Raw genomic sequence first — 22,818 nt, 5'->3', positions numbered from 1 at the left:
CGAGAACGGAAACGACCCTTGAAGATTCGCCTCACCATCGTCGCGGCCACCGCCGGTGCAGCTCTCGGGTGTGCGTCCCTGCTGACGGCGTGTGGTTCCGACGACGGCACCAAGACGACAGCACCCACGGTGATCCAGGCCGACGAGCCCGGCCACTGCCAGCCGAACGGGAAGTACCCGGCGTCACCGACCGTGGATCTGCTCACCGGGTTGCTCCGCAAGGGACTCGACCCGAACGTTCCTTCGGCAGAGAAGGTTTCGCTCGTCCAGGGCAGCTCCGGCGATCCGGATCTGTTCACCCGGGTTGGCGTCGCCCTCAACCAGGCGGGATTCAGCTCGCAGATCACCGCTGTCACCGACTACTGCAACGGGACCGCCAACGCGGACGCGACGCTCACGTTCTACGGGCAGACCAACCAATCCCAGGTGCCGCTGGTCGCCGAGGACGGGGTGTGGAAGCTCGACAAGGGGTGGGCGTGCGGTCTGGCGAAGAGCCTGCAGCAGAGTTCGCCCATCTGCGAGTGAGCGCGCCGTCCGGTCTTCGCGGCGTAACCGCCCTGAACGGCCGATGCGCTCGGGGGGCGTCGTCTGTTCATGTGAACAGGGCTTTCGGCGAATCTTGTGATTACTTCACATGATGTCGGTATGTAACCGACTGTCAGGTTGACAAGATGGACTGTGCTCCGGCAGCCTGATGAGGGTTGCAGTACGAGCGAGTCGTCTCGCGGCACAATCTCTTTCACGTGCGTCAATCGCCGCGTCAATTTTCTTGTTCTGCTACCGCGATAGTGGACGATCGCGTTGCACATCATCGCTGGGTGGGGTGTGTTGCAACGCAAAGGATTTGATTGTTTTCCTGGGGGGTTGTCGGCGCATGCCCGAAATCGAGATCGCTGTGCTAGGGCCGTTGAAAACCATGTTCGCCGGCCACGAGGTCCGGCTCGCGGGCAGGAAGCTGCGCTGCATTGTCGCCGTTCTCGCCGTGCGCGTGGGGGAAACGGTGCACCGCGACGAGCTCATCGAGGAATTGGGGCTGGTCAGAACGACCAAGGACGCGAAGAATACGCTGCACGCCCATATGGCACGGGTGCGACGGTGGCTGGCGCACAACTCCGGGGGCGCGGATCTGCTCGAAACCTCGGCGGCGGGTTATCGCCTGGCACTACCCGAATCATCCATCGACGCACACCGATTCGCCGATCTGGTCGACCGGGCGCTGCCGCTTGCGGGAAGGACCCCCGCGGTGGTCGCGGCCGTTCTCGATGAGGCGCTGGGCCTGTGGCGCGGCGAGGCGCTCGTCGATGTCGCCGAGGGGCCGCTCCTGGTGACCGCGGCCGATCACCTCGGCCAGCTGCGCGCAGCGGCGCGGCAGGCGTTGCTGCAAGCATGGCTGGCGCTCGAGCAGGAAGGCACGGTGATCTTCCACGCTCGGCGGTTCCTGGCCGATGATCCGCTCAACGAAATCCTGTGGGAGCACCTGATCGTCGCGTTGCAACGATCGGGACGATCGGCCGAAGCCATGGATTCCTACCATCAAGCCGTACAGGTTCTCCGCCGTGAGCTCGGCATCGGGCCCGGGGCGAGTCTGCGCGCCTCGGTCGAGCATTTGCGCGAGGAATCGATCGCGGACCGTCCTGGTAACCCATTACCCGGTGGTCCGCGATTCTCGACGTGGAAATGAGTGCAGGCCGGGTCAATCTGCGGCTTCCGTCGCACGCCGGGTGCGGTGATAGTCGGCGATCTGCCGGCTCAGCTTCTCCCCGGTGCGCTGGGCGGCGATCCCGAGGAACGGCTCCAGCGCTTTGGCCGTCATCCGGCCGGACACCCCGGGCAAGCGCAGCTCGATGAGCAGATCGACCCGGCAGCGGTTTTCGTCGAGATCGACGAACCGGTAGGTGAACGTGGTGTCGACGCCCTCGACTCCCCGGGAAGCGAGCAGCCGGTCCTCTTCCCACGCGGTGTATTCCATCTTCGCGGACAGGGACACCGGCCCGAACTTCATCGTTCCGTCGAACTGTGCTCCCAGCCCCCGCGTCCTGTCTCCGGTCGGCACCAGCGATTCGAGACCTTGCAGGAACTTCTCGAGATTGCGGTAGTCCGCGACGTACTCCCAGGCCACCGCGGCCGGTGCTGCGCATTCTTTCACGATATTGATCTCAACCATACGGCGGATGCTATCGACGACCCTCTGACATTCTGTCCCGTTCTCCCGCTGGGGATTTCAGTGTCTTTTCATCGCTGCGGTGCAGGCTCGCAGACACGAGACGAAGGGGCAATCACGTGGGCAACAAGCGCAAACCAGCGGCGAGTGCAGCCGCCACCAAGAACTCCGCGAACGAGGGAGCCGCCATCCTCGACACCTCGAGGCAATTCGATATCGCGATCATCGGCGGTGGGATCGGCGGCAGCGTGCTCGCCTGCATTCTCGCGCGCCACAACATTCGTACCCTGCTCGTCGAGGGCAGCGCCCATCCGCGATTCACGATCGGCGAATCGACGGTTCCCGAGACGACGTTCGGGCTGCGCAACCTCGCGCGCCGCTACGACGTGCCCGAGTTGGAAAACCTGTCGGCGCATGCGCTGACGCGGCGCAACATCTCCCCGTCGACCGGGATCAAGCGCAGCTTCAGCTTCGTCTACCACCGCGAGAACGAGCCGACACGTCCACGGGAGTGCAACCAATTCCTCACCCTGGCACCGCCTCTGGGTCCCGACTCGCACTACTTCCGCCAGGATATCGACGCGTATCTGTTCCACGTCGCGGTCTCCTACGGCGCTACTGCCTACACCCAGACGATGGTGGACAATCTGCATTTCGACGACGACGGTGTCGATGTCGTCACCCGCGACAAGGGCAGCTTCCGGGCCAAGTACGTCGTTGACGCAGGCGGCATGCGCGCGCTGCTGCCGCAGCTGCTGGAACTGCGGCAGGATCCGCCGTATCGCACCAGAACCCGCGCGATCTTCACCCACATGGTGAACGTGCCCCAGTACGACACGATCGGCCCGCCGCGCAAGGAACACAAGCTGCTGAGCCCGCTGAGCCAGAGCACACTGCATCATATTTTCGAAGGCGGCTGGCTGTGGGTGATCCCGTTCAACAACCACGAGAGCAGCCCGAGCGAACTGTGCAGCATCGGCCTGAATCTCGACATCGACCGGTACCCCAAGCCTGAGGGCATGACGGCCGAAGAGGAGTTCTGGCACCACGTCAACCGATTCCCTTCCGTCGCCGAACAGTTGAAGGCGGCGGTTCCGGTACAGCCGTTCATCGCCGGCGAGCGCAGCCAGTTCTCCTCGCGCCGAGTCGTCGGCGACCGGTGGTGCCTGTTGCCGCACGCGAGCGACTTCATCGATCCGCTGTTCTCCGGTGGGCTGGTCACCACGGTCATGTCGCTGCACGCGCTCGGGCACCGGTTGATCGATGCGGTGCGTACCGACAACTTCGACACCGCCAACTTCCTCTATGTCGAGGAATGGACCAAACGGGCCTTTCGCTACTACGACGACCTGGTGTCGAGTAGCTACATCGCGTTCGACGACTTCGAGCTGTGGAATGCCTTCCATCGTGTCTGGACGATGGGAACGTGCTACGGCACCAACGCGATTCAGGAAGCCGCCATCGGGTGGGAGCGCACCAAGGATCCGGCCGTTTTCGCTCGCCTCGAGCGTGCGCCGTACCGGGGCGTGCAGGGCATCGATTTCGAGCCGTTCGAGGAGCTGCTCAACGGCGCGGTCGCCGCCATGCGCCGCTACCGGGCGGGTGAGATGTCGCGCGACCGCACCATCGCCACCATCTACCGGCTGCTGCGCGAGAGCGAGATCTGCCCGGGCAGCTGGAACATGCTGGACCCCAACGATCACACGCCCGCGAAGACCTTCACCCTGCTGCCGAACCTACGCACCATTCTGTGGGGCAAGTACCGCTCGCCCAGCCACGTGCGCGGTACCTACTTCACCGGCGGCGCCCTCATCGGTGTGCACGAAGCGTGGTTGCACGCCTCAGGGGAGGTTCGTCGCAGCGGTCGCGTCACCTGGGAAGCGATGCGCGACATGTTCATTTCGTGGAACGACGATTCCTTCCGGCGCCGCACGCCGCGTTCGGCGGGCAGCCGAGCGCCCCTGACACCCACCCACACCCCGTCACCGTCCGAGGCGTCTCAGGAGGTTCGGCAGCTCCAGTCACAGCCGTGACCGGAATCGCCCACCGCGCGTCGGCATCCCGTCAGAGGAGAAGACAATGACAACGACGGAACACGAATTACGCATCGCAGAAGCTCCGGTCGATACGACGTTGTTCGCCGAGCTGCGCAGCCAGATCCGCCAGGCCGGGCTGCTGGACATGCGCCCGGGCTACTACGCGGCCAAGATCTCGCTCACGCTCGCGGCATGGGCGGCGGGCTGGGCGGCGTTCGGTTGGCTGAGCCGCTCGTGGTGGCAGCTGCTGCTGTGCGTGTTCATTTCGGAGTGTGCGGTCCAGCTCGCGTTCATCTTCCACGACGCGAGCCACAAGGAGATCACGCACTCCAAGCGGCTGACCCAGGTCATCGGCTACACCATCGGCAACCTGCTGCTCGGGGTGAGCTGGGGATGGTGGATCAACCATCACGGCAAGCACCACAGCAATCCCAACCATCTCGATCTGGATCCCGACATCACCCGCAAGATCGCCATCTTCGATCCGTCCCACGCTGATCAGCGGCAGGGCTGGAAGCTGTGGGTGGTCAAACATCAGGCGCACATCTACTTTCCGCTGACCTCGCTGGACACCCTGCGGCTGCGGGTCGCCTCGATCGGTGCGATCAAGAACGGCGAAGTGCGGCGGCCGGTGCTCGAATCGGTGCTGTTCGTGATTCATGGCATCGTGTTCTTCGGTGCGATGTTCACCGTGCTGGATGTCGGCAAGGCCATCGCGTTCATCGTGCTGTACCACGCGCTGGTCGGACTGCATCTGGGAATGTCGTTCGCGCCCAACCACAAAGGCATGCCGACCACGCAGGGGGAACCGGCGGGCTGGCTGGAGCGTCAGGTGCTCACCAGCCGCAATGTTCGCCCGAACTGGGCGACCGACTTCCTGTACGGCGGACTCAACTACCAGATCGAACACCACCTGTTCCCGACCATGCCGCGCAGCAACTTCAAGCGCGCACGTCCGATCGTCCGCGGCTTCCTCATCAGCAAGAACTACGGATACACCGAAACCGGCGTCCTCGAATCGATGCGCGACATCGTCGATCACCTCGACTGGGCAAGCCGACCGGTCCGGGACGCCGCGGCCGGGTGAGGGGAGAGGAATCATGTCCCAGAGCGCATCTCTCGGTGAATCCCATCGGATCGCCTTGTCGAACGGCACGATTCTCTACCGCGACCGGGGCACCGGACCGGTCGTCCTCTTCCTGCACGGCACCATCGTCACCGGTGACCTGTGGCGTAATGTCGTTCCGAGTGTCAGCGCGGCAGGCTACCGGGCGATCACGCCCGATCTGCCGTTCGGCGCACACGAAATCGCGGTTCCGGGTGCCGATCTGAGTGCACCCGGCGCCGCGGGAATGGTCACCGAACTGCTGGAGCGCCTCGACCTGTCCGATGTCATCGTCGTGGGCAACCAGTTCGGCGGAGTGGTCGCACAACTGCTGATGGCCGATCATCCCGAACGCATCCGCGGCGCGGTGCTCGCCGCCCCGGACTGCTTCGAGTACTTCCCGCCGCCGACCCTGGCCTACCTGCCACTCGCGGGCCGGATCCCCGGCTCGATGCGGTTGCTCGGCCTCGCGACGCGCTCCCGATTCGTCCGGCAGCTGCCCTGGGTGTTCGGCCGCACGGCGAAGCGGCCGATTCCCCGCGACGTCATGGACAACAACCTGCGCCCGTGCCGGGCGAGCGCCGCGATCCGCGACGATGGCCGACGCATGGTGCTGCGCGTGAACAAACGCGTCACGCTCGCGGTGGCACAGCGACTTCCGAGCTTCGAGAAGCCGGTGCTGATCATCTGGGCCGCCGAGGACAAGATCTACCCCAGATCGCTGGCGCACCGTCTCCATGCCGCGCTGCCTAATTCGACCGTTCGGCTGATCGAGGATTCGTATACCTGGATTCCGGAGGATCAGCCGGATGCGCTGGCACGCATGATCATCGAATTCGCCGACAAGACCGTGCACGAGCCGCGGACCACGCCTCTCACGTGACTCAGGAGGAAACGAAACTCATGGACAAGAGCAGCCGACCGTGGTGGCGGCATCCGGATCTCGGCCAGCGACGAGAGATCGACCTACCCCAGGGCACGGTGAACTGCTACGACGCCGGTTCCGGTCAGCCGATCGTGTTCCTGCACGGACCTTTCACCAACGCCAATGAGTACTCCAAGGTCGTCCCGTTGCTGTCGGGCAAATTCCGTTGTCTGACTCTGGAATTGCCGCTGGGCGCCCATGAACACCCGATGCCGAAAGCCACCCTGACGCTGCCCGGCCTGGCGCACATCGTCGCCGACGCGATCGAAGCGCTCGGACTCCACGATGTGATCCTGGTCGGCAACAGCGGCGGCACCGCGATTGCCCAGATCGTCGCCACGCAGCGCCCCGAGTGCCTCTCGCACCTCGTGCTGGCGTCCGGCTCGTCCTACGACAACGCCCCACCCAAGAAGTACCGGTTCATGTTCTTCCTGGTGAGTCGGCTCGGTACGCGAATCATGTTCGGCTCGTTGCGGATTCCGCTGCTGCGGCGCCTTCCGTTCGCGTTCGGATGGATGATCAAGCACCCGGTCGACCGCGCCACCAGCGACACTTTCGTATGGCCGTCACTGGTCACCAAGGGCGTCGGTGCCGACGCGAGCCGCCTGTTCCGCGTCTCGAATCCGCGCTACGTCTACTCGCTCGAGGCCGCGAAACACTTCTCCGAATTCAAGAAGCCCGTGCTGGTCGCCTGGTCGGTCGAGGACAAGATCTTTCCGCCTGCCCACGCCGTCCGGTTGGTCCGCGACTTTCCCAATGCCCGGCTGGAGTGGATCGACGACTCGTATGCTCTGTCGTCACTGGACCAGCCCGAAAAGCTCGCAACCCTGATCGCGGACTTCATCGTCGAAGACATAGATCGAGCGAGCGCACGGTGACTGGGATCGTCCTGCTCGCCATGCTGCCGATCGCCACGGTGTCGAGCTTCGTCGGTGCGTACAGCACCGTGGCGGCGGTGTACTGGTGCGAAACGAGATCCGCTGCGGCAGACAGCATTCGGGTCTGCCGCAGGCCGGTTCGATGACGGCGAGCTTCAACCGTTGTACTTCACCCGGAACGGTCCGCCGACACTGTTGAACAGCAGATCCCCATTCGGGAAGAACTGGATCAGCGCGTAGGCGCCGTTGCCGAGATTGCTCTGCCCGAAGATGGTGCGGTGCACCGTCTTTCCGGATTTCCAGTCCAGACCGGTCACCTCCCAGCCGTCGGCCTTGGTGTAGCCGTTGACGAAAACCACGCCGGATTTGCTGCTCTCGGTGGGCACCATGCTCGTCGAGACCACATCGGCACGCGACCACACCGATGACCAGCTGTGGTTGGCCGGATCCCATTGGAACCGCTCGACACCCGACGGCGGCGCGAATACCGGTCCGCCCGCGAGCACGTCGACGAGCCGGTCCGGCGCGCCTTGCGGCCGGGCGTTGTTGACCACGAATGCGCCGTAGCCGTCCACCACGACCGACTGCTCGCTCTGGATGAATTCGGGCTGCGGATTCAGACCGGCCGTCGCCTGGATCTGGTCGGCGATCCGATTGGATTTGGTGCCCGGCTTGGGTTGGAATCCTTCGGGAATGCCGTCGCGCCAGAATGCGACCAGTTTCATCCGGTCGGCGCCGTCGGTGAGCACGACGAGCCGGTCGTCCTGGCCGTAGCCCATCAGCGTGGGTGTCGAGCCGGTGCCGATGCCGAACTTCACCGCGGGCGGCTGCTGCCCGAAATCGTAGGGTGATGCCCATGCGCCGTCGTCGGCGGCGGTCGAAAGTTTGGATCCGGTCCAGACGACCTTGCGCATGATCTTGTCGGAGGCGGCGTAGATCCCGCCCTTGTCGTCCACGGCCATCGCATTGGAGACCACCTCGTCGGCGCCGAAATGGACCTGCTGCGGTTCGCCCTGCAGGCTGCGGTCGATGATCGACAGTCCGCGGGTGCTGAGCACGGCCAATTTGCCGTCATAGGTCATATTCAGACCGACGATGGACTCGGGTTGACCGCCCAGACCGGGGCCGCTGCCGAGCCAGGGTTTGAAGTCGAGGGTGCGCAGCACCCGTACGCCCGCTTCTGGATTGTTCGCATTCGTCAAGCCGAACACGACGATCTGCGCGTTCTGCGTGACGTAGTAGACCCGATTGTCCTTGTCCACCAGGCTGTAGACGCCATTGGCGATGCGCGTCCAATCGACGCCCCAGTCGTTGTGCACGGCGGCCTCCACCTGACCCGGGTCGGTGAAGTTCTGGTTGAGCACATGGTCCAAGGCTTGCGACGGTATCGGTGTCACGCCCGGTGCGTCCGCACGCGCGATCTCGTGGAACATGCCATTGCCCACCTGGACATAGACCACGCCCTGGGTGGAGGAGACCCACATGTGGTCCGGATCGGTGGCGGCGAGCGTCATGATGTTCACCGGTCCCGAGGTGATGCGCTGCTGCTGCTTCGGGTCGATATGGAATTCGCCCTGCGGCGTTTGGTACGGGAAGGTGTCGGACTGGCCCGGATCGATATGTGTCAGCCCGTAGGTCGCGGCGGCGAGGTAGGGATTGCGGGCGGGGCCTGCGGCGGTGCCCGACTGGTTCTCCTTCTTCGCCGAATTGCCGCCGCAGGCGGGGATGGCCAGAGCCACGGCCAGCGCGACGGCGACGACGAGTGCCTTGCGGCGCGGGCTCATCGCTTGCTCCTCTACGTTCGCTATCGGGGTGTCGATCGGGCGGAACGCATGCCGCTCGGAGCGGCGAACAACGAAACAAACCAGTGCTCTTTCGTGCTCGCGAACATAACACATCGCCTGGTCACGCGAGGTGATTGGTATTTTTATACCGATCGCCGCTATGCTCGGTATTAAAATACCGAGGTGGAGGTTTGGGCATGGTGGAGTTGAAGTCGCCGGAAGAGATCGAACGCATGCGGGTGGCGGGGCGCTTCGTCGCCGAGATCCTGGCGGAACTGCGTACGCTGGCCCGGGTCGGAGTGAATCTGCTGGAGCTGGAACAGCATGTGCGGCAGCGGATTCAGGAGCGCGGCGCGGTGTCGTGCTACGTGGACTATGCGCCGTCGTTCGGGCGCGGACCCTTCCGGAATACGATCTGCCTATCGGTGAATGATGCTGTCCTGCATGGACTTCCGTTCGACTATGCGTTGTGCGATGGGGATGTGCTCAGCATGGATCTGGCTTTGGGCATCGACGGGTGGGTCGCCGATTCGGCCACCAGCATGATCGTCGGCACCGCCGATGCGGAGGATCTGCGGCTGATCAAGGCCACCGAGGATGCGCTTGCGGCTGCCATCGCGGTTGCGTTGCCCGGCAACCGGATCGGCGATATTTCCGCCGCCATCGCGGCGGTCGCGCGGGCGAACGGGTACCCGGTGAATACCGAATTCGGCGGGCACGGACTCGGGCGGACGATGCACGAGGATCCGCATGTGCCGAATGCGGGACGCGCTGGTCGCGGGTATCCGCTGCGACCCGGTTTGACCATTGCGATCGAGCCGTGGTTCGCGCGCACGACCGACCGGATCTACACGGATCCGGATGGTTGGACGATCCGCTCGGTGGATGGCTCGCGGACCGCGCACTCCGAACATACGGTCGCGATCACCGCTGACGGACCCCAGGTGTTGACCGCCGCCGCATAACGGGTCACCGCCGCTCAACTCAGCCGCCGTAATCGGCTCGGAGACTACTGCGGCAGCCGCGGGAGTCCTTGTCCGCCCGCGCCTTGTGCCCAGTTGCTGGCGGTATGCTCGGGATCAATAGGTCGGAGGTGGATGTTGCGGGTAATTCTGGCCGAAGACGACGTCCTGCTTCGCGAAGGTGTCGCGAGCTTGCTCGCACGCAGCGGATTCGACGTGGTGGGGCAGGCCGGAGACGCCGCGCAACTCATGGCGCTGGTTCGGGACGAAGCACCGGACCTCGTGGTGGTCGACATCCGGATGCCACCGACGCACACCACCGAGGGGCTCGACGCGGCCCGGGTGATCCGGGGCGAACTCCCGGAGACGGGCATCCTGGTCCTGTCGGCGCATGCCGATGTCGAGGACGCGATCGAGCTGCTGGCCGGTGGTCAGCGGATCGGCTATCTCCTCAAGAGCCGGATCACCGATGTGGAGGAGTTCGTCGACACCCTGCGTCGGATTGCCAAGGGCGCATCGGTCATCGACCCCGCTCTGGTGCAGGAGCTGGTGTCGGCCCGTCGACGCGACGACCCGCTGGCCGTGCTCAGTGTGCGGGAGCGGGAAGTGCTCGCGCTGATGGCGGAGGGGCGCTCCAACGCTGGCATCGCCCGTCGGCTGTGGGTCACCGAGGGCACGGTCGAGAAGCACGTGCGCAGCATTTTGACCAAACTGGATTTGCCCGAAACCGGGGACGACCACCGCAGGGTTCTCGCGGTGGTCACGTTTCTCGAGGCTCGCTGAGCGGATCGCGGTGGTCTTCGGCGGCGAGCAGCTCACGGATCGCGGTCGACGACAGCGCGGACTTGGACAAGAAGCCCATAGCGTGGCTCGCAGCGACCATATCCGCGACATCCTGCTCGGCGCGGGCCGAGGTCAGTATCACCGGCCCGCCGTGGCGGTGCAGGCGCTCGGCGAGTTCGATGCCGTTCTCCGGGCCGAGCTCGATATCGACAAGCGTCACGTCGGGCCTGAGTTCCGCGACCCCCCGCAGCGCTGCGGCGCTGGTCGATGCCACGCCGACGACGATGATCCCCTCGCGCTCGAGCAATTCGCGTCCGGCGTCGAGAAAGCCGACGCTGTCATCGACGATGAAACAGCGCAAACGCTGAGCTGACGGCTCCATGACCTGAGTGTCCGATAGCGCGCTACTTGCGCGCATCCCCGCTAACGGGAACTTCGCACCGGCGGCTACCGCCCTGCGCGCACGGCCGGACCGCGATCATCGAGTCTGCTGGACGGTGCGCTTCTCGGCGCTGAGCATCCACCGCTGCTTCTCGATGTCGTCGATGAGGGCGTGCAACAGGTCCGCCGTCGACGGGTCCTCTGCGTCGACGGCGCCATGAACGGCGCGCATCGTGCCCGCGGTAGTGCGCAGCTGGTCGCAGATCAACCCGACCACTCCGACGGTGTTCTGCTCGCCAGGAGGGAATCCCTTCAGCTGTGTCATCGCGGCAACGGTCTCGGGTCGCCCGTCGGGCATCGCGTCCAATGCTCGCATCCGCTCGGCAATGGTGTCGCTGCTCTCGCGGGCGGTATCGACGACCTCCGCGACTTGCACCTGCAACTCGATGAAATCGACAACTTCATCGAGCGGAAGAGGTAAGTCGCGGAAATTGTGGCCCACTACGTTCGAGTGCGCTTGCTTGCCCAGCAAATGCAACGCGACGAGATCGGCAAGGACCTGCTGCAGGTTCGCGCGCAGCCGTGGCGAAGCGCGGAACCCGGAGGCGGCGACTGCGGAGGTGTGGACGATCGACGTGGTCGACATGGTTGCTCCCATTTCGTGGTGGGCCCCGATCGATGGGGGCAATCGCTAGTGGAACGGCTGAAGAACGCATGGCGGCTCATGGTGTTCGGCCGCCGTCGTGCGGCGCAGGTGGCTTCGACTTGTGCCTTGTTTCCCGTCCGCTATCAGCTTCGCCATTCGACGCACTCGTGTCGCTACCGCTGACGCCCATTCACCGCACCAGCTACCCGGAAAGATCGCCTGCCCGCTACCGCGGAGCTGCTCTCGACCGGAGCGACCACCCGATTGTCCGATCGCGGCACGAGAGGATACTGAGTTCATGCCGCCGAGGTGGTCGCGGCTTCCTCATCGGAAGCGGATGCGCGGTTGGTTTACGGGTGGCGCGTCCGATCGTGGCCGGAGGTCGCGACCGGCCTCGATATGGCCGGTGCTGCGGATGCCGCGCGATGGCTCGACCGAGGATGACCCATCGGTACGAACAGGTCTTCGGTCGGTGTTGCTGCGTCCGGCGACGCTGCCGCTGTCGCTGGGGATCGTGGTCGCCGCGGTCGTCATCGCGCTGGAGACGCTTGTGGTCGTCCTCCTGGAGGATCTGTCGCCCGGCGAGACGTTCGAGCCGGTCTATCTGCTCGGCATCCTGGTTGTCTCCATGGTGTGGGGATTGGGCCTGGCAGTAGCCACCTCACTGGTCAGCGCCATCGCCCTGGCCGTTTTCGATGCCAGGTCCGGCGGCCAGGTCGCGCCGTTCGATTCCGAGAACGGCGTGCTCGTCGTCGTATTCCTGGTGGCGGCATTGTGCACGAACTTCATCGCGGGGCTGGCCCGAGTGCGGGCGTTCGAAGCCGATCAACGCCGCCGGGAAGCCGAGGAGGCCAAAACCGGGCTGCAGGAGAGCCGCGACCGGATCAGTGTGCTGGCCCAGCAGCAGGCCGCGCTGCGGCGAGTGGCCACCCTGGTGGCACGCGGCGCGCCCAGCTTCGAAGTCTTCTCGACCGTGGCCGAGCAGTTGGCCCGCGCGCTCGGCACTGCCAACGCATCGTTGTGGCGCTGCGAGTCCGACGGCACCGCCACCCTCGTCTCGGCTCATGGCGACCCATTGCAGACCACGGCGATGCCGGTCGGTTCGCGCTGGTCGCTGGAGGGCGACAACATCGTCGGTGTGATTGTCACCAGCGGCCGCCCAGCCCGGATGGATGCCGACAACTCGCCCCGGTGGGCCGCCGCGCGCATCCGCGAGCTCGGCCCGCACAGCGGGGTGGGTGCGCCGATAGTTGTCGAGGGCAGTGTGTGGGGCGCCGCTGTCGTCGGCAATGCCGAACCTGGTCCGCTGCCACCGGATACCGAGGCGCGCGTCGCCGACTTCGCCGACCTCGTCGCGACGGCGATCGCCAACGCCGAATCGCGTGCGGAACTAACCGCGTCGCGCGCCCGGATTGTGGCGGCCGCCGACGACGCACGGCGCCGCCTGGAACGTGATCTGCATGACGGAGCCCAGCAACGGCTGGTGTCGCTCGCGCTGGAATTGCGCTCTTTGCAGGACTCGGTGCCATCCGAACTCGATGCTCTCAGCGGGCAGATCGCTCGGGTCGCATCCGGTCTGACCGCCGCGACGGAGAATCTCCAGGAACTCTCGCGCGGAATTCATCCGGCGATCCTGTCGAAAGGCGGACTCGGCCCCGCGTTGAAGACGCTCGCCCGCCGTTGCCCGGTGCCGGTGGACCTCGACGTCGCCGTCGAGCGGCGATTGCCGGATCCGGTGGAGATCGGCGCCTACTACGCGGTGACCGAAGCGCTGACGAACGCCGCCAAGTACGCCCAAGCCTCCGAAGTGTCGGTCCTGGCGGCGGTGAAAGGCGACAGTCTCTGCTTGTCGATTCGCGACAACGGCATCGGCGGCGCCGACTCGAGGAAAGGGTCAGGACTGATCGGTCTGAAAGATCGCATCGAAGCGCTGGGCGGCCACGTATTCGTCACCAGCCCGACGGGGATCGGTACGTCGCTGTACATCACGATCCCGGTAGAGGTGGGCGACAGCACACCTCCTTTGTAACCGCCGCCCAGTGCGGGTTCGGGGTGGTGTCGTCCTGCCGGGGACCGAACCCAGCGGGCTCGATCGGGCGCAGTTGCAGCTAGCAGGTATTCGCACAGTCACGGTGGTGGGGCCTTTCGACTGCGGCCAGCGTCGACGACAACGGGCATGCGGCGAGACGATTCTGGACTTCGTTCCACCGGTCCTTTTGTGCATTCGAGGAGTCTCGACATGGTCATACACCAAGAAGCCGTCATAACCCGAGCCGCCGCCGAAGTTTCCACGCGTTCACCGGCAGGGTTGACCACCTCGGCTGGCGCGACTGGGCGCGAGCGCGTGGTTCGACCCGCGATCTGGTCGGGTGGGCAGGTTGGCGAATTGATCGCCGAACATGTCGACGCGCTGCACGTCACGCACTCGACCATCGCCAACCCACAATCCGTCGAGTTCGCAGCCAGGATGACCCACCGAACCAGCAGGGGAGTGTGGCGGTTGAGTTGGCTGCCCGAAATGGCACTGACCCGAACGCAGGTCCTCAGCGCAATGGTTCTCGAGCGAATCCTGATCGTTCATGATCTCGACAGCGCGACCATGCTACGGATCATGGGTGTCCTGGCCGCCGATCTGCGGATGCCGCTGCACCAGCTTCTCGGTCGCCTCTCGTCGCACCAGCAACGAACAGGCGCGCCGGATCCCGGTGGCACGGCGATGCGGACCGCCTGAAGCCTGGTCACCAAACGGCACCGACGGTGATCGCCACGCCCGCACCGACATTCATGGCCGATGCGGCCTGCGGTGGGCGCGTGGTCTGCGGGTCGAGCGGAAGCCCCACATCGTCAACGAACCGGCGAGACTCAGGTAGAGGGCGTAGACGAGGATGACCAACAGCGCGCCGTAGTCGCGGGGCCAAGTCCGCGTCGGCAGCAGTGCGGCGAATCCGGCGACGAGCAGTATGACGCCCACAACCAGTGCGGGTGTCCCGAGCGCGGCGATATCGTCGTTGCCACACCGGGTACTCGGCGAGGTGCGGCTTTCGGCGAAATTCGTTGCCGGGCGCGGGCGGATGTTGGCAGGTGTGTCCGATGGTTGGGGCGGAGATTCCGTCGGAATCCACACAATCAATTCCTCTTTCTGAATCTGTCGACAAAAGGGGGCCAATTCGGCGGTATAGGCGATGAGGGCAACGTGCCCTGTTGCCGGACGGGTGCAAGGTCGACGCCATGGCTACTCTGAGCGGGCGGTGTCGGCAAAGGAGCCCACACCGCCCGCCGATCCGATGCCCATCGCAACCCGACGCTGGAACAGTAGATCGGCGCGCAAGGCGTGCCATCGTCCCGAGAGCACGAAGTCTGCCCGGATGTTTGTCTCCGGCAGCCGTCCCCGCACAGCATCGGCACTGATCATCGCCCTGATCCCGCCCCGGCCGGTACGAACCGCCGCATGCGACCGATCTGCTCGAGCTGTCGAGTGGCGTGTTCGACAACCTGTCGAACTGGACCGGCGGCGTTCTCGAGCTCGGCGGCCGGTGAATACCGGACCGCGCACTCCGAACATACGGTTGCGATCACCGCTGACGGACCCCAGGTGCTCACCGCCGCATAATCTGTCTCAATCCGTTTCGGAGAGCCAATCCGCGAGATCGGTCGCGGCGCGCAACTCGGCCGCGACGCTCGCGCGTTCGGCTTTCGAAAGCGATATGCCCCCGAGTTCGGCGCGCACCTTCTCGGCCCGCTCGGAATCGCCGGTGGCGACGGCCAACTCGGTCAGTGCCGCAAGTGCGCGAGCCCTATCGACGGCAGATGCTTCCGCGCCGTAGCGACGGAGACCTACCTCGAGCACCCGGACTGCGGTCGCATCGTCGTTCTTGAAATCGCGCAGGATACGGACATTGTCCAAAACCCGTGCCAGGCCGTCGAGTTCGCGGGAGCCGCCGTAATCGACGTCCTCGGGCTCGTCGCGCTGAATGTAGATGATGGTATTGCCCACCGGGTCGACCACGCTGAATCTGCTCTGGCCGGGGCGGAATCGGGTGATGCGTGGACAGCCCTTCGCGGGGACCTTGCCATAGCGCTTGCGCAGCGCCGCGGTGAATGTGGCGTGTCGCTCGGCGACATCGTCGAGCATGATCAGGCAGCCGACCTGTTCGGTGGGGAGTCCGATGCCCGGCGGTGCGGCGGCGAAATGGACCGCACAGCCATCGGCCTCGATCGCGCCGTAAGCGTATGGCCTGGTCTGCTCATGGGTCACCGTGTAGCCCAGCGCTCGGTAGAAGTCGAGGGTGTCCGTCAAATCGCCACTCCACAACACCGGAACCGCTGTATCGCTTGTCATCGCCCTGCCTCGGTAGCACTAATCAATTTTGACTACCTGAGGTTAGGGCGGTGAAATGTCGGAAGTCAAATTTGAGTAGTATGGCCGTTTCGAGAGAAGGGAAACCCGGATGTCGGCCGTGCGCCTGCTCGTCCTCGGCGTGATGCGGTTGCGTCAGCCCACCTACGGCTACGCCGTGCGTCGCGAACTGCTGTCCTGGCGTGCCGAAACCTGGACCAATGTGAAGCCCGGGTCGATCTATCACGCGCTGAAACAGCTGACGCAGGAAGGGAAATTGAGTGCGTTCGGCACCCAGGGCAGTACCGAGGGGCCGGGGCGGACGCTGTTCGAACTGACCGAGGCGGGGGAGGCCGAGTTCCGCAAGCTCATGGACGAGGCGCTGGTCAGCGTCGATATGGAAGAGCTCGGTGCGGGTATCGCGTTCATGGATGCGTTGCCACGCGCACACGTCATCGAGAAGTTGCGCGAACAACGCCGCAATGCCGCGGCGGTTCGTGACGATCTGATCGCCATGATCCCGACCTTCCCGGGCCGGTACGAACCACCGCATGCGACCGATCTGCTCGAGCTGTGGAGCGGCGTGTTCGACAACCTGTCGAACTGGACCGGCGGCGTTCTCGAGCGCCTGGAGACCGGTGAATACCGGATGTCGGACTGATGGCAGGGGGCGCCCGCCGGCCCGATGGCGGATAGGCTTCCCGCATGACGAACACACTGGGTGCGGTCGGCAAGTCCGACTACGTGCTGCTGACGACCTTCCGCAAGGACGGCACACCGGTCGGCACCGCCGTATGGGCCGCCGAGGACGACGGGAAGCTGTATGTGTGGACCGAAACCAACAGCTGGAAGGTCAAGCGGCTGCGCAAAAATCCCGCCGTCACCCTCCAACCGTGCAATCCGTCGGGCAAGCCGCGCGGTGATGTCATCGAAGGCACCGGCCGGGTGCTCGATGCCGCCGACACCGAACGAGTGCGCAAGCTGATCAAGAAGAAGTACTGGCTCCTCGGCCCGATTCTGGTCACCGCGAGCAGTATTCGCCGCGGCAAGTCCGGCACCATCGGCCTCGAGATCACCCCGGCCGCATAGTCAGGTCGCCTGGCTCACCGAGGACATGTGGAAGTCCGGGATGCGCAAGGGCGGCATGGCGGCTCGGGTGAACCAGTCCTTCCATTCACGGGGGAGGGTGGTCTCGGTGGCACCGGCTTCGGTGGTGCGGCGGAGCAGGTCGATCGGGCTTTCGTTGAAGCGGAAGTTGTTGACCGCCGCGGTGACTTCACCATTTTCGACCAGGTAGACGCCGTCGCGGGTGAGGCCGGTGAGCAGCAAGGTCGCGGGATCGACCTCGCGGATGTACCAGAGCGTGGTCAGCAGTAGGCCGCGCTCGGTATTCGCGATCATCGCGTCGATACTCGCGCCCGAGCCGCCAGTCAGCAGCAGGTTATCGCCGGGAACCGTAGTGGGAGCGTCGAATTCGGCGGCGGTGGCACGCGGGTAGACCAGCGATTCGATGACCCCATTACGCAGCCAGTCCACGCGCCGGGCCGCGAGACCGTTGTCGAAGACCGACAGCGATTCCGAGGACGACGAAGTCACCACGAACGGACGATATTCGAGTCCGCCGGCGCTCGGATCGGAGTAGAGCGTCAATGGAATGTGGCTGAGCCGCTCGCCGATTCGAGTGCCGCCCGCCTTTGCGAAGGCGCTGTGCCCTTCGTGCGCGCCCCGGCCCTCCATGGACCAGGCCAGGTAGATCATCAGGTCCGCGACCGCCGAAGGCGGCAGCAGGGTTTCGTAGCGACCTGCGGGCAGCTCAACCCGTCGTTCGGACCAATCCAGCCGCCGCGACAATTCGGTGAGCAGTCCGGGCACGTCGACATCGGTGAAGTCCGCGGTGCCGACACCGACCCACGCGCTCGCGAGATCCGCACCCTCGCCCCGCTTTCCGTTGATCTCCACCGAACCGGTGGGCTGCACGAAGCGGCGGCGAATACCGGTGGAGGTGCCGAGCCATGTCGTATGCATCTGGTGGTAGGCGAAACCATAGAGCCGATCGGCGCCGTCGAATCCGCCCGCCAAGTCGCGTGCGAGGTCGGTAAAGACCTCGATTCCGGTGCTGCCCGGTGCGGACGCCCAGTCATTCCCGGAGTCCGGCAGACCATCCGAATCCGGGGTCAGCAGCGGCATCGCATCCTTCGCGGGTTCTGCGGTGCGAGCCGCCGCCTCGCTGGCGCGGACCACCTGCTCGATCTCGGCCGGGTCGACGCTGGTGGCGCTGACGCTGCCGACGCGCGCGGAGTTCGGGCCGTCGCGGAAGATCGAAATGACCGCCCAGTCCCGGGAAATCGAGGAACCATTGGTGGTCATCGAGTTGCCCGCCCAGCGCAGTGACGCCTCGTGCGCATCTGTGACGATGACCATCGCCTCGTCCGCATGCGAGAGCGCCAGCGCCTGCTCGACGACCGCACCCGCGGGCATCATCACCTCGATCACTGACCTGCCTCCGTCCGGGTGTTGAGAATGTTGATGCCGCGCACCAGGATCGACGGGCAGCCGTGGCTGACCGCGGCGACCTGGCCGGGTTGCGCCTTACCGCAGTTGAACGCACCGCCGAGGCGCCAGGTGGACGGTCCGCCGACGGCCTCCATGGCACCCCAGAAGTCGGTGGTGGTGGCCTGATAGGCGACATCGCGCAGCTGGCCGTCGAGCTTGCCGCCGCGTATGCGGAAGAACCGCTGACCGGTGAACTGGAAGTTGTAGCGCTGCATATCGATCGACCAGGACTTGTCGCCGACGATGTAGATGCCGTTCTCGACCCGGGAGATGAGTTCGGCGGTACTGGTGTCGTTCTCGGGGTCCGGTTGCAGCGAGACGTTGGCCATGCGCTGGATCGGCACATGGTGCGGTGAGTCCGCGTAGGAGCAGCCGTTGGAGCGTTCCAGGCCCAGGCGCGGGGCGAAGACGCGGTCGAGTTGATAGCCGACCAGAACGCCGTCGCGCACCAGATCCCAGCGCTGTCCGGCGACGCCCTCGTCGTCATAGCCGACCGAGGCCAGACCGTGCACCTCGGTGCGGTCGCCGGTGACGTGCATGATCGGCGTTCCGTACTGCAGCGTGCCGAGCTTGTCCGGGGTTGCGAACGAGGTGCCCGCATAGGCCGATTCGTAGCCGATGGCGCGGTCGTATTCGGTGGCGTGGCCGATGGATTCGTGGATGGTCAGCCACAGGTTGGTCGGGTCGATCACCAGGTCGGTGGGGCCTGCCTCGACGCTGGGCGCCTTGACCTTTTCGGCCAGCCAGCCCGGGATCTGCGCGAGCTCCTCGCTCCAGTCCCAGATTCCGTCCGCGCCGGTGACGTACTCCCAGCCGCGTCCGGCCGGTGCGGCGAGGGTACGTATGGTCTCGAAGACACCCGCCGCCGCGTCGACGGTGATCGCCTCCAGTTGCGGGTGCAGGCGCACGCGCTGCTGAGTGATTGCGGAGCCCGCGGTGTCGGCGTAGAAGGTCTGCTCCTTGACCTGCAGCACCGAGGCGGTGACGTGATCGACGCCGTCGGCGGCGGACAGGCGGCCCGAATAGTCCTGCAGCACAGTGACCTTGTCGGCGGTCGGCACCGTGAACGGGTCCAGGTCGTAGGCCGAAACCCAGTGCACATTGTCGTATCGCGGCTCTTCGGCGAGTTCGACGCGCTCACGATTGAGCGCGCGCAGGGTGGTCGCCACCGTGAACGCCCGCCGCGCCACCTCGGCCGCGGTCTCCGGAGTGAGCGCGGCATGCGAGGCGAAACCCCAGGTGCCGTCGACGATCACGCGCACGGCGAAGCCGAGATCGGTGGCATTGCTGATCGCCTCGACCCGGCCGTCGCGCAGCCGGATCGACTGGGTGACCAACCGATGCACCCGCAGATCTGCATGCTGCGCGCCCGCCGCCCGCGCCGCCGACAGAGCGGCGTCGGCGAGCGCGTGCAGTGGTAACGCAAGGAACTCGGCGTCCACATCTTTGGAAGTCGCGATGCTCACCTGATCAACCTAGCCGGTCGGGCCGGCGAGCGCCGCTCCCGCTGCGCTGACGCAGACCTTGTAGACATGCATCGACTGCAATGCCGCACGAAATGCCCAGCGGCGCAGTTCTAGACCATAGCCGCAGGGGTCGCGGCGACGAGACCGCCGTCGATGAGCAGGTCCTGGCCGTTGATATAGGACGCCTCGCCGGAGGCAAGAAAAGCGACCGCGGCGGCAACGTCCTCCGAGGTACCGATACGTCCCGCGGCCACGGTGGCGACGGCGGCGGCCTGCACTTCCGGTGACGCTTCGGCATAGAACGCAGGCGTCCCGGTGTAACCCGGGCTCACCGAGTTGACCCGGATTCGCCTGGGTGCCAGTTCGGCCGCCAGCGTCCGTGCCAGGTTGTGCACCGCCGCCTTGGTCGCCGAATAGAGTGCCGCGCCGGGCCCACCCCGGTGCAGTGCGAATGATGCGTTGATCACGATCACGCCGCCATCGACCAGCAGGGGGAGAGTGTGCTGGATGGTGAAGAACGCGGCCTTGAAGTTGATATCGACCACCCGGTAGAACTCGGCCTCGGTGACATCGCCGACGGCCTGGAACGCGCCGACGCCCGCATTGGCGAAAACGATGTCGAGGTGTCCGTAACGGTCCCGGACCGCGGCCGCAAGCGCTTCCAGATCGGCGAGACTCGCTGCGTCGCTCGGAATTCCGAGGACGCGATCGCCACCGTTCAACTCTTCGAGCGCGACGTCCAGACGGGACTTGTCACGCCCGGTGATGACAACCCGCCCACCCTCGTCGAGCAACCTGCGCGCGGTGGCCAACCCCATGCCGCTGGTTCCGCCGGTGATCAGCGCGATCTTGTCGTCGAATCGGGAATTGCTCGCCATGGCACGACCTCTCGTACGGTTGGATAGTTCAAGAACATATGAACAGTTCGACTGTATGTCAACAAACGAGCTATCCTGGCCGATGTGATGACGGCACATCCCGAGCGGGATCGGATCGAGTTGGCGAATGTATTCGCCGCACTGGGAAATCCATTGCGGCTGCGGATCGTTCGCGTGCTCGCGGATGGGGCGGAGCACACCTGCGGTTCGATCGTGGACGGTGTGCCGAAATCCAATCTGACGCACCACTATCGGGTGCTGCGCGATGCGGGGATCATCTGGCAGCGGCCATCGGGACGGGAAACGCTACAGTCGTTGCGCCGTGACGATCTCGACGCGCGGTTCCCGGGTCTGCTGGATTCGGTGATCGACGCGGCCCGCCGGGAGCAATCGCACGCGACCGGAATTTGATCACGGTTTGGCCGCATGGCGCGCGCGAAAGTCGTGGTTACCGTACCCAAGTCGGGTTATGCCGTACTGTGCCCGCGTGCCGCCATCCGCCCTCCGCGATCGCAAACGAGAACGTACCCGCCGTGCCCTCCTCGAGGCTTCCGTCGAGCTTTTCGAGAACAGAGGCTATGAGGAGACCACGGTGGCCGATATCGCCGCCGCGGCCGAGGTCGGCACCCGGACCTTCTTCAACTACTTTGCCAGCAAGGAAGAGTTGCTCTTCCCGGAACAGGACGAGCGGGTGCGCGCCGCGGTGGCTGCCATCGCGAGTCGCCGGCCCGGCGAGCGGCCCGTGGAAGTGCTGCTGCGCGCGTTGCGAGCGGCGGGCGACAATCCGGGCGAACACCTCGTCGATGACCTCAATGCGCGCATTGCCGCACTGCGCGCACAGGTTTCGCGCACCGTGCCCGCGGTGAGCGGGCGAGCCGCGCACGCGCAGTTGGTCGCGCAGCGCGAGATCGCGCGACAGTTGCATATGGCATTTCCCGCCGAATTGGACGATGTCGGCGCCGCCGCATTGGTCGGTGCCGTGGTCGGTGCGGTATCCGGTGCGTTGACGGTGCTGTTCCAGAGTCCGGTGGCAGGAGTGGACGGCGAGCGGCTGCACCGCCAGATCCACGAAACGACCTCACGGGTGCTGCAACCCTGGCTCGCCTCGAATACCAAGATGCATGTCGGCCCCCTGCACTGATCGCCTCAGCCGAATTGCTGCCAGCCCAAACGGATCACCATGCCGATGACGACGACCAGAAGTACGACGCGCACGAACTCCGCGCCCTTGCGTAATGCCATGTGCGAGCCGATGATCGCGCCCGCCACATTGCCGACCGCCATGGCCGCGCCGAGCGCGAACATGATGTGGCCGGTGACACCGAAGTAGATCAGCGCACCGAAATTGGATCCGCAGTTGATCACCTTCGCCATTGCGGCCGCACGCACGAATTCGGTGCCGAGCAGGGTGGCGAAGGTAATGATCAGGAAGGTGCCCGTGCCTGGGCCGAGCAGTCCGTCGTAGAAGCCGATCAATCCGGCGGCCAGGGCGATCACGAGCACGAACTTGCGCCGGGTCGGCGGGTGCGTGGCCAGGGTGATGCCGATCGATGGGCGTAGCGTGACGAAGACGGCGACGCCGACCAGCACGACCATCACGATCGGGATGAACAGGTCGCGATCGATGAGCGACACCGCCGCCGCGCCGGTCGCCGCGGTGACCGCCGCGATCACCGCCGCGGGCAGTAGCGTGCGCCACTGTATGGGAACTTTGCGCGCGAATGTCATGACCGATGCGCTGGTGCCCGCGACCGCGGCGAGCTTGTTGGTGCCGAGTGCGGTTTGTGGCGTGATGCCCGGTGCGACGAGGAACAGTGTCGGCAGGATGATCAATCCGCCGCCGCCGACCACCGCATCCACCCAGCCCGCGGCGGTCGCGGCTGTTAACAAGGCCGCCCAGTCTGCAAAATCCACCCGGCCAGCC

At 65.4% G+C, this 22,818-nt stretch carries 25 protein-coding genes; 15 read left to right on the top strand and 10 right to left on the bottom strand.

Translation table 11 applies throughout. The features are described from left to right. Positions 1 to 18 precede the first annotated feature (18 nt). Positions 19 to 525 (top strand): hypothetical protein, encoded by a 507-nt coding sequence (locus ACQPZ2_RS23960; protein WP_433520501.1) that lies wholly within the window; start codon positions 19 to 21, stop codon positions 523 to 525. A gap of 349 nt (positions 526 to 874) precedes the next feature. Then, positions 875 to 1,681 carry an AfsR/SARP family transcriptional regulator gene (locus tag ACQPZ2_RS23955; protein ID WP_433520500.1) on the top strand — a complete coding sequence of 269 codons (807 nt, stop codon included), beginning with the start codon at positions 875 to 877 and terminating at the stop codon, positions 1,679 to 1,681. 12 nt (positions 1,682 to 1,693) lie between these two features. On the opposite strand, the gene ACQPZ2_RS23950 is transcribed toward ACQPZ2_RS23955, so the two are convergent. Then, positions 1,694 to 2,164: an SRPBCC family protein gene (locus tag ACQPZ2_RS23950; protein ID WP_063042290.1), complete on the bottom strand. Its 471-nt coding sequence runs from the start codon at positions 2,162 to 2,164 to the stop codon at positions 1,694 to 1,696. Between the two features lie 185 nt (positions 2,165 to 2,349). Here ACQPZ2_RS23950 and ACQPZ2_RS23945 point away from each other — a divergent pair, with 185 nt between their 5' ends. The 5 genes from ACQPZ2_RS23945 to ACQPZ2_RS23925 are packed head-to-tail and all read left to right on the top strand — an operon-like array spanning position 2,350 to position 7,251. Further along, complete coding sequence (locus ACQPZ2_RS23945; protein WP_433527505.1) at positions 2,350 to 4,194, top strand: NAD(P)/FAD-dependent oxidoreductase; 1,845 nt, start codon at positions 2,350 to 2,352, stop codon at positions 4,192 to 4,194. A 46-nt stretch (positions 4,195 to 4,240) separates the two neighbouring features. Continuing rightward, positions 4,241 to 5,284 (top strand): fatty acid desaturase family protein, encoded by a 1,044-nt coding sequence (locus ACQPZ2_RS23940; protein WP_433520499.1) that lies wholly within the window; start codon positions 4,241 to 4,243, stop codon positions 5,282 to 5,284. Positions 5,285 to 5,297: 13 nt separating this feature from the next. Further along, complete coding sequence (locus ACQPZ2_RS23935; protein ID WP_433520498.1) at positions 5,298 to 6,185, top strand: alpha/beta fold hydrolase; 888 nt, start codon at positions 5,298 to 5,300, stop codon at positions 6,183 to 6,185. Between the two features lie 20 nt (positions 6,186 to 6,205). Then, entirely contained in the window at positions 6,206 to 7,105 is a 900-nt protein-coding gene (locus ACQPZ2_RS23930) for an alpha/beta fold hydrolase (protein ID WP_433520497.1), read from the top strand. After that, a complete protein-coding gene (locus ACQPZ2_RS23925; RefSeq protein WP_433520496.1) occupies positions 7,102 to 7,251 on the top strand; it encodes a hypothetical protein in 150 nt (49 codons plus the stop codon). The genes ACQPZ2_RS23930 and ACQPZ2_RS23925 overlap by 4 nt, the downstream gene beginning before the upstream one ends. Positions 7,252 to 7,260: 9 nt before the next feature. On the opposite strand, the gene ACQPZ2_RS23920 is transcribed toward ACQPZ2_RS23925, so the two are convergent. Then, on the bottom strand, positions 7,261 to 8,889 hold the full coding sequence (locus ACQPZ2_RS23920; protein ID WP_433520495.1) for a hypothetical protein: 1,629 nt from the start codon (positions 8,887 to 8,889) through the stop codon (positions 7,261 to 7,263). Between the two features lie 197 nt (positions 8,890 to 9,086). Here ACQPZ2_RS23920 and map point away from each other — a divergent pair, with 197 nt between their 5' ends. Together map and ACQPZ2_RS23910 are read left to right on the top strand one after the other, a co-directional pair. After that, positions 9,087 to 9,854: a type I methionyl aminopeptidase gene (gene map / locus ACQPZ2_RS23915; RefSeq protein ID WP_433520494.1), complete on the top strand. Its 768-nt coding sequence runs from the start codon at positions 9,087 to 9,089 to the stop codon at positions 9,852 to 9,854. Positions 9,855 to 9,986: 132 nt separating this feature from the next. After that, on the top strand, positions 9,987 to 10,634 hold the full coding sequence (locus tag ACQPZ2_RS23910) for a response regulator (protein ID WP_433520493.1): 648 nt from the start codon (positions 9,987 to 9,989) through the stop codon (positions 10,632 to 10,634). Here ACQPZ2_RS23910 and ACQPZ2_RS23905 read toward each other — a convergent pair. Continuing rightward, the gene (locus tag ACQPZ2_RS23905) at positions 10,612 to 11,016 is read right to left on the bottom strand and encodes a response regulator (protein WP_433520492.1); all 405 of its coding nucleotides are present in this window, start codon (positions 11,014 to 11,016) and stop codon (positions 10,612 to 10,614) included. The genes ACQPZ2_RS23910 and ACQPZ2_RS23905 overlap by 23 nt on opposite strands. A gap of 96 nt (positions 11,017 to 11,112) precedes the next feature. After that, positions 11,113 to 11,661 carry a Dps family protein gene (locus ACQPZ2_RS23900; protein ID WP_433520491.1) on the bottom strand — a complete coding sequence of 183 codons (549 nt, stop codon included), beginning with the start codon at positions 11,659 to 11,661 and terminating at the stop codon, positions 11,113 to 11,115. Positions 11,662 to 12,133: 472 nt separating this feature from the next. On the opposite strand from ACQPZ2_RS23900, the gene ACQPZ2_RS23895 reads away from it, so the two are divergent. Together ACQPZ2_RS23895 and ACQPZ2_RS23890 are read left to right on the top strand one after the other, a co-directional pair. Beyond that, on the top strand, positions 12,134 to 13,690 hold the full coding sequence (locus ACQPZ2_RS23895) for a GAF domain-containing protein (RefSeq protein ID WP_433520490.1): 1,557 nt from the start codon (positions 12,134 to 12,136) through the stop codon (positions 13,688 to 13,690). Positions 13,691 to 13,900: 210 nt separating this feature from the next. Further along, positions 13,901 to 14,392 (top strand): hypothetical protein, encoded by a 492-nt coding sequence (locus tag ACQPZ2_RS23890; protein WP_433520489.1) that lies wholly within the window; start codon positions 13,901 to 13,903, stop codon positions 14,390 to 14,392. Between the two features lie 51 nt (positions 14,393 to 14,443). Here ACQPZ2_RS23890 and ACQPZ2_RS23885 read toward each other — a convergent pair whose 3' ends face one another. Beyond that, entirely contained in the window at positions 14,444 to 14,785 is a 342-nt protein-coding gene (locus tag ACQPZ2_RS23885; RefSeq protein WP_433520488.1) for a hypothetical protein, read from the bottom strand. A 492-nt stretch (positions 14,786 to 15,277) separates the two neighbouring features. Then, complete coding sequence (locus ACQPZ2_RS23880; RefSeq protein ID WP_433520487.1) at positions 15,278 to 16,000, bottom strand: glyoxalase; 723 nt, start codon at positions 15,998 to 16,000, stop codon at positions 15,278 to 15,280. A gap of 109 nt (positions 16,001 to 16,109) precedes the next feature. Here ACQPZ2_RS23880 and ACQPZ2_RS23875 point away from each other — a divergent pair, with 109 nt between their 5' ends. Further along, positions 16,110 to 16,658 (top strand): PadR family transcriptional regulator, encoded by a 549-nt coding sequence (locus tag ACQPZ2_RS23875; protein WP_433520486.1) that lies wholly within the window; start codon positions 16,110 to 16,112, stop codon positions 16,656 to 16,658. Between the two features lie 44 nt (positions 16,659 to 16,702). Beyond that, positions 16,703 to 17,086 (top strand): PPOX class F420-dependent oxidoreductase, encoded by a 384-nt coding sequence (locus ACQPZ2_RS23870; RefSeq protein WP_433520485.1) that lies wholly within the window; start codon positions 16,703 to 16,705, stop codon positions 17,084 to 17,086. On the opposite strand, the gene ACQPZ2_RS23865 is transcribed toward ACQPZ2_RS23870, so the two are convergent. From ACQPZ2_RS23865 to ACQPZ2_RS23855, 3 genes are all read right to left on the bottom strand, one after another. Beyond that, complete coding sequence (locus tag ACQPZ2_RS23865) at positions 17,087 to 18,478, bottom strand: metallopeptidase TldD-related protein (RefSeq protein ID WP_433527504.1); 1,392 nt, start codon at positions 18,476 to 18,478, stop codon at positions 17,087 to 17,089. 8 nt (positions 18,479 to 18,486) lie between these two features. Continuing rightward, positions 18,487 to 20,016 (bottom strand): TldD/PmbA family protein, encoded by a 1,530-nt coding sequence (locus ACQPZ2_RS23860; protein ID WP_433520484.1) that lies wholly within the window; start codon positions 20,014 to 20,016, stop codon positions 18,487 to 18,489. Between the two features lie 110 nt (positions 20,017 to 20,126). Beyond that, positions 20,127 to 20,894, bottom strand: coding sequence for a glucose 1-dehydrogenase (locus ACQPZ2_RS23855; protein ID WP_433520483.1), 768 nt, complete (start codon positions 20,892 to 20,894; stop codon positions 20,127 to 20,129). An 87-nt stretch (positions 20,895 to 20,981) separates the two neighbouring features. Here ACQPZ2_RS23855 and ACQPZ2_RS23850 point away from each other — a divergent pair, with 87 nt between their 5' ends. Then, positions 20,982 to 21,305: an ArsR/SmtB family transcription factor gene (locus ACQPZ2_RS23850; RefSeq protein WP_218024864.1), complete on the top strand. Its 324-nt coding sequence runs from the start codon at positions 20,982 to 20,984 to the stop codon at positions 21,303 to 21,305. Positions 21,306 to 21,381: 76 nt separating this feature from the next. Further along, positions 21,382 to 22,035, top strand: coding sequence for a TetR/AcrR family transcriptional regulator (locus ACQPZ2_RS23845; protein ID WP_433520482.1), 654 nt, complete (start codon positions 21,382 to 21,384; stop codon positions 22,033 to 22,035). A 5-nt stretch (positions 22,036 to 22,040) separates the two neighbouring features. Here ACQPZ2_RS23845 and ACQPZ2_RS23840 read toward each other — a convergent pair whose 3' ends face one another. Then, entirely contained in the window at positions 22,041 to 22,808 is a 768-nt protein-coding gene (locus tag ACQPZ2_RS23840; RefSeq protein ID WP_063042257.1) for a TSUP family transporter, read from the bottom strand. Between the last annotated feature and the right edge of the window lie 10 nt (positions 22,809 to 22,818).

Origin of the sequence: Nocardia pseudovaccinii (assembly GCF_050942345.1) — a bacterium.
Lineage (GTDB): Bacteria > Actinomycetota > Actinomycetes > Mycobacteriales > Mycobacteriaceae > Nocardia > Nocardia pseudovaccinii.
This window is presented reverse-complemented; position numbering and strand designations above follow the sequence as displayed.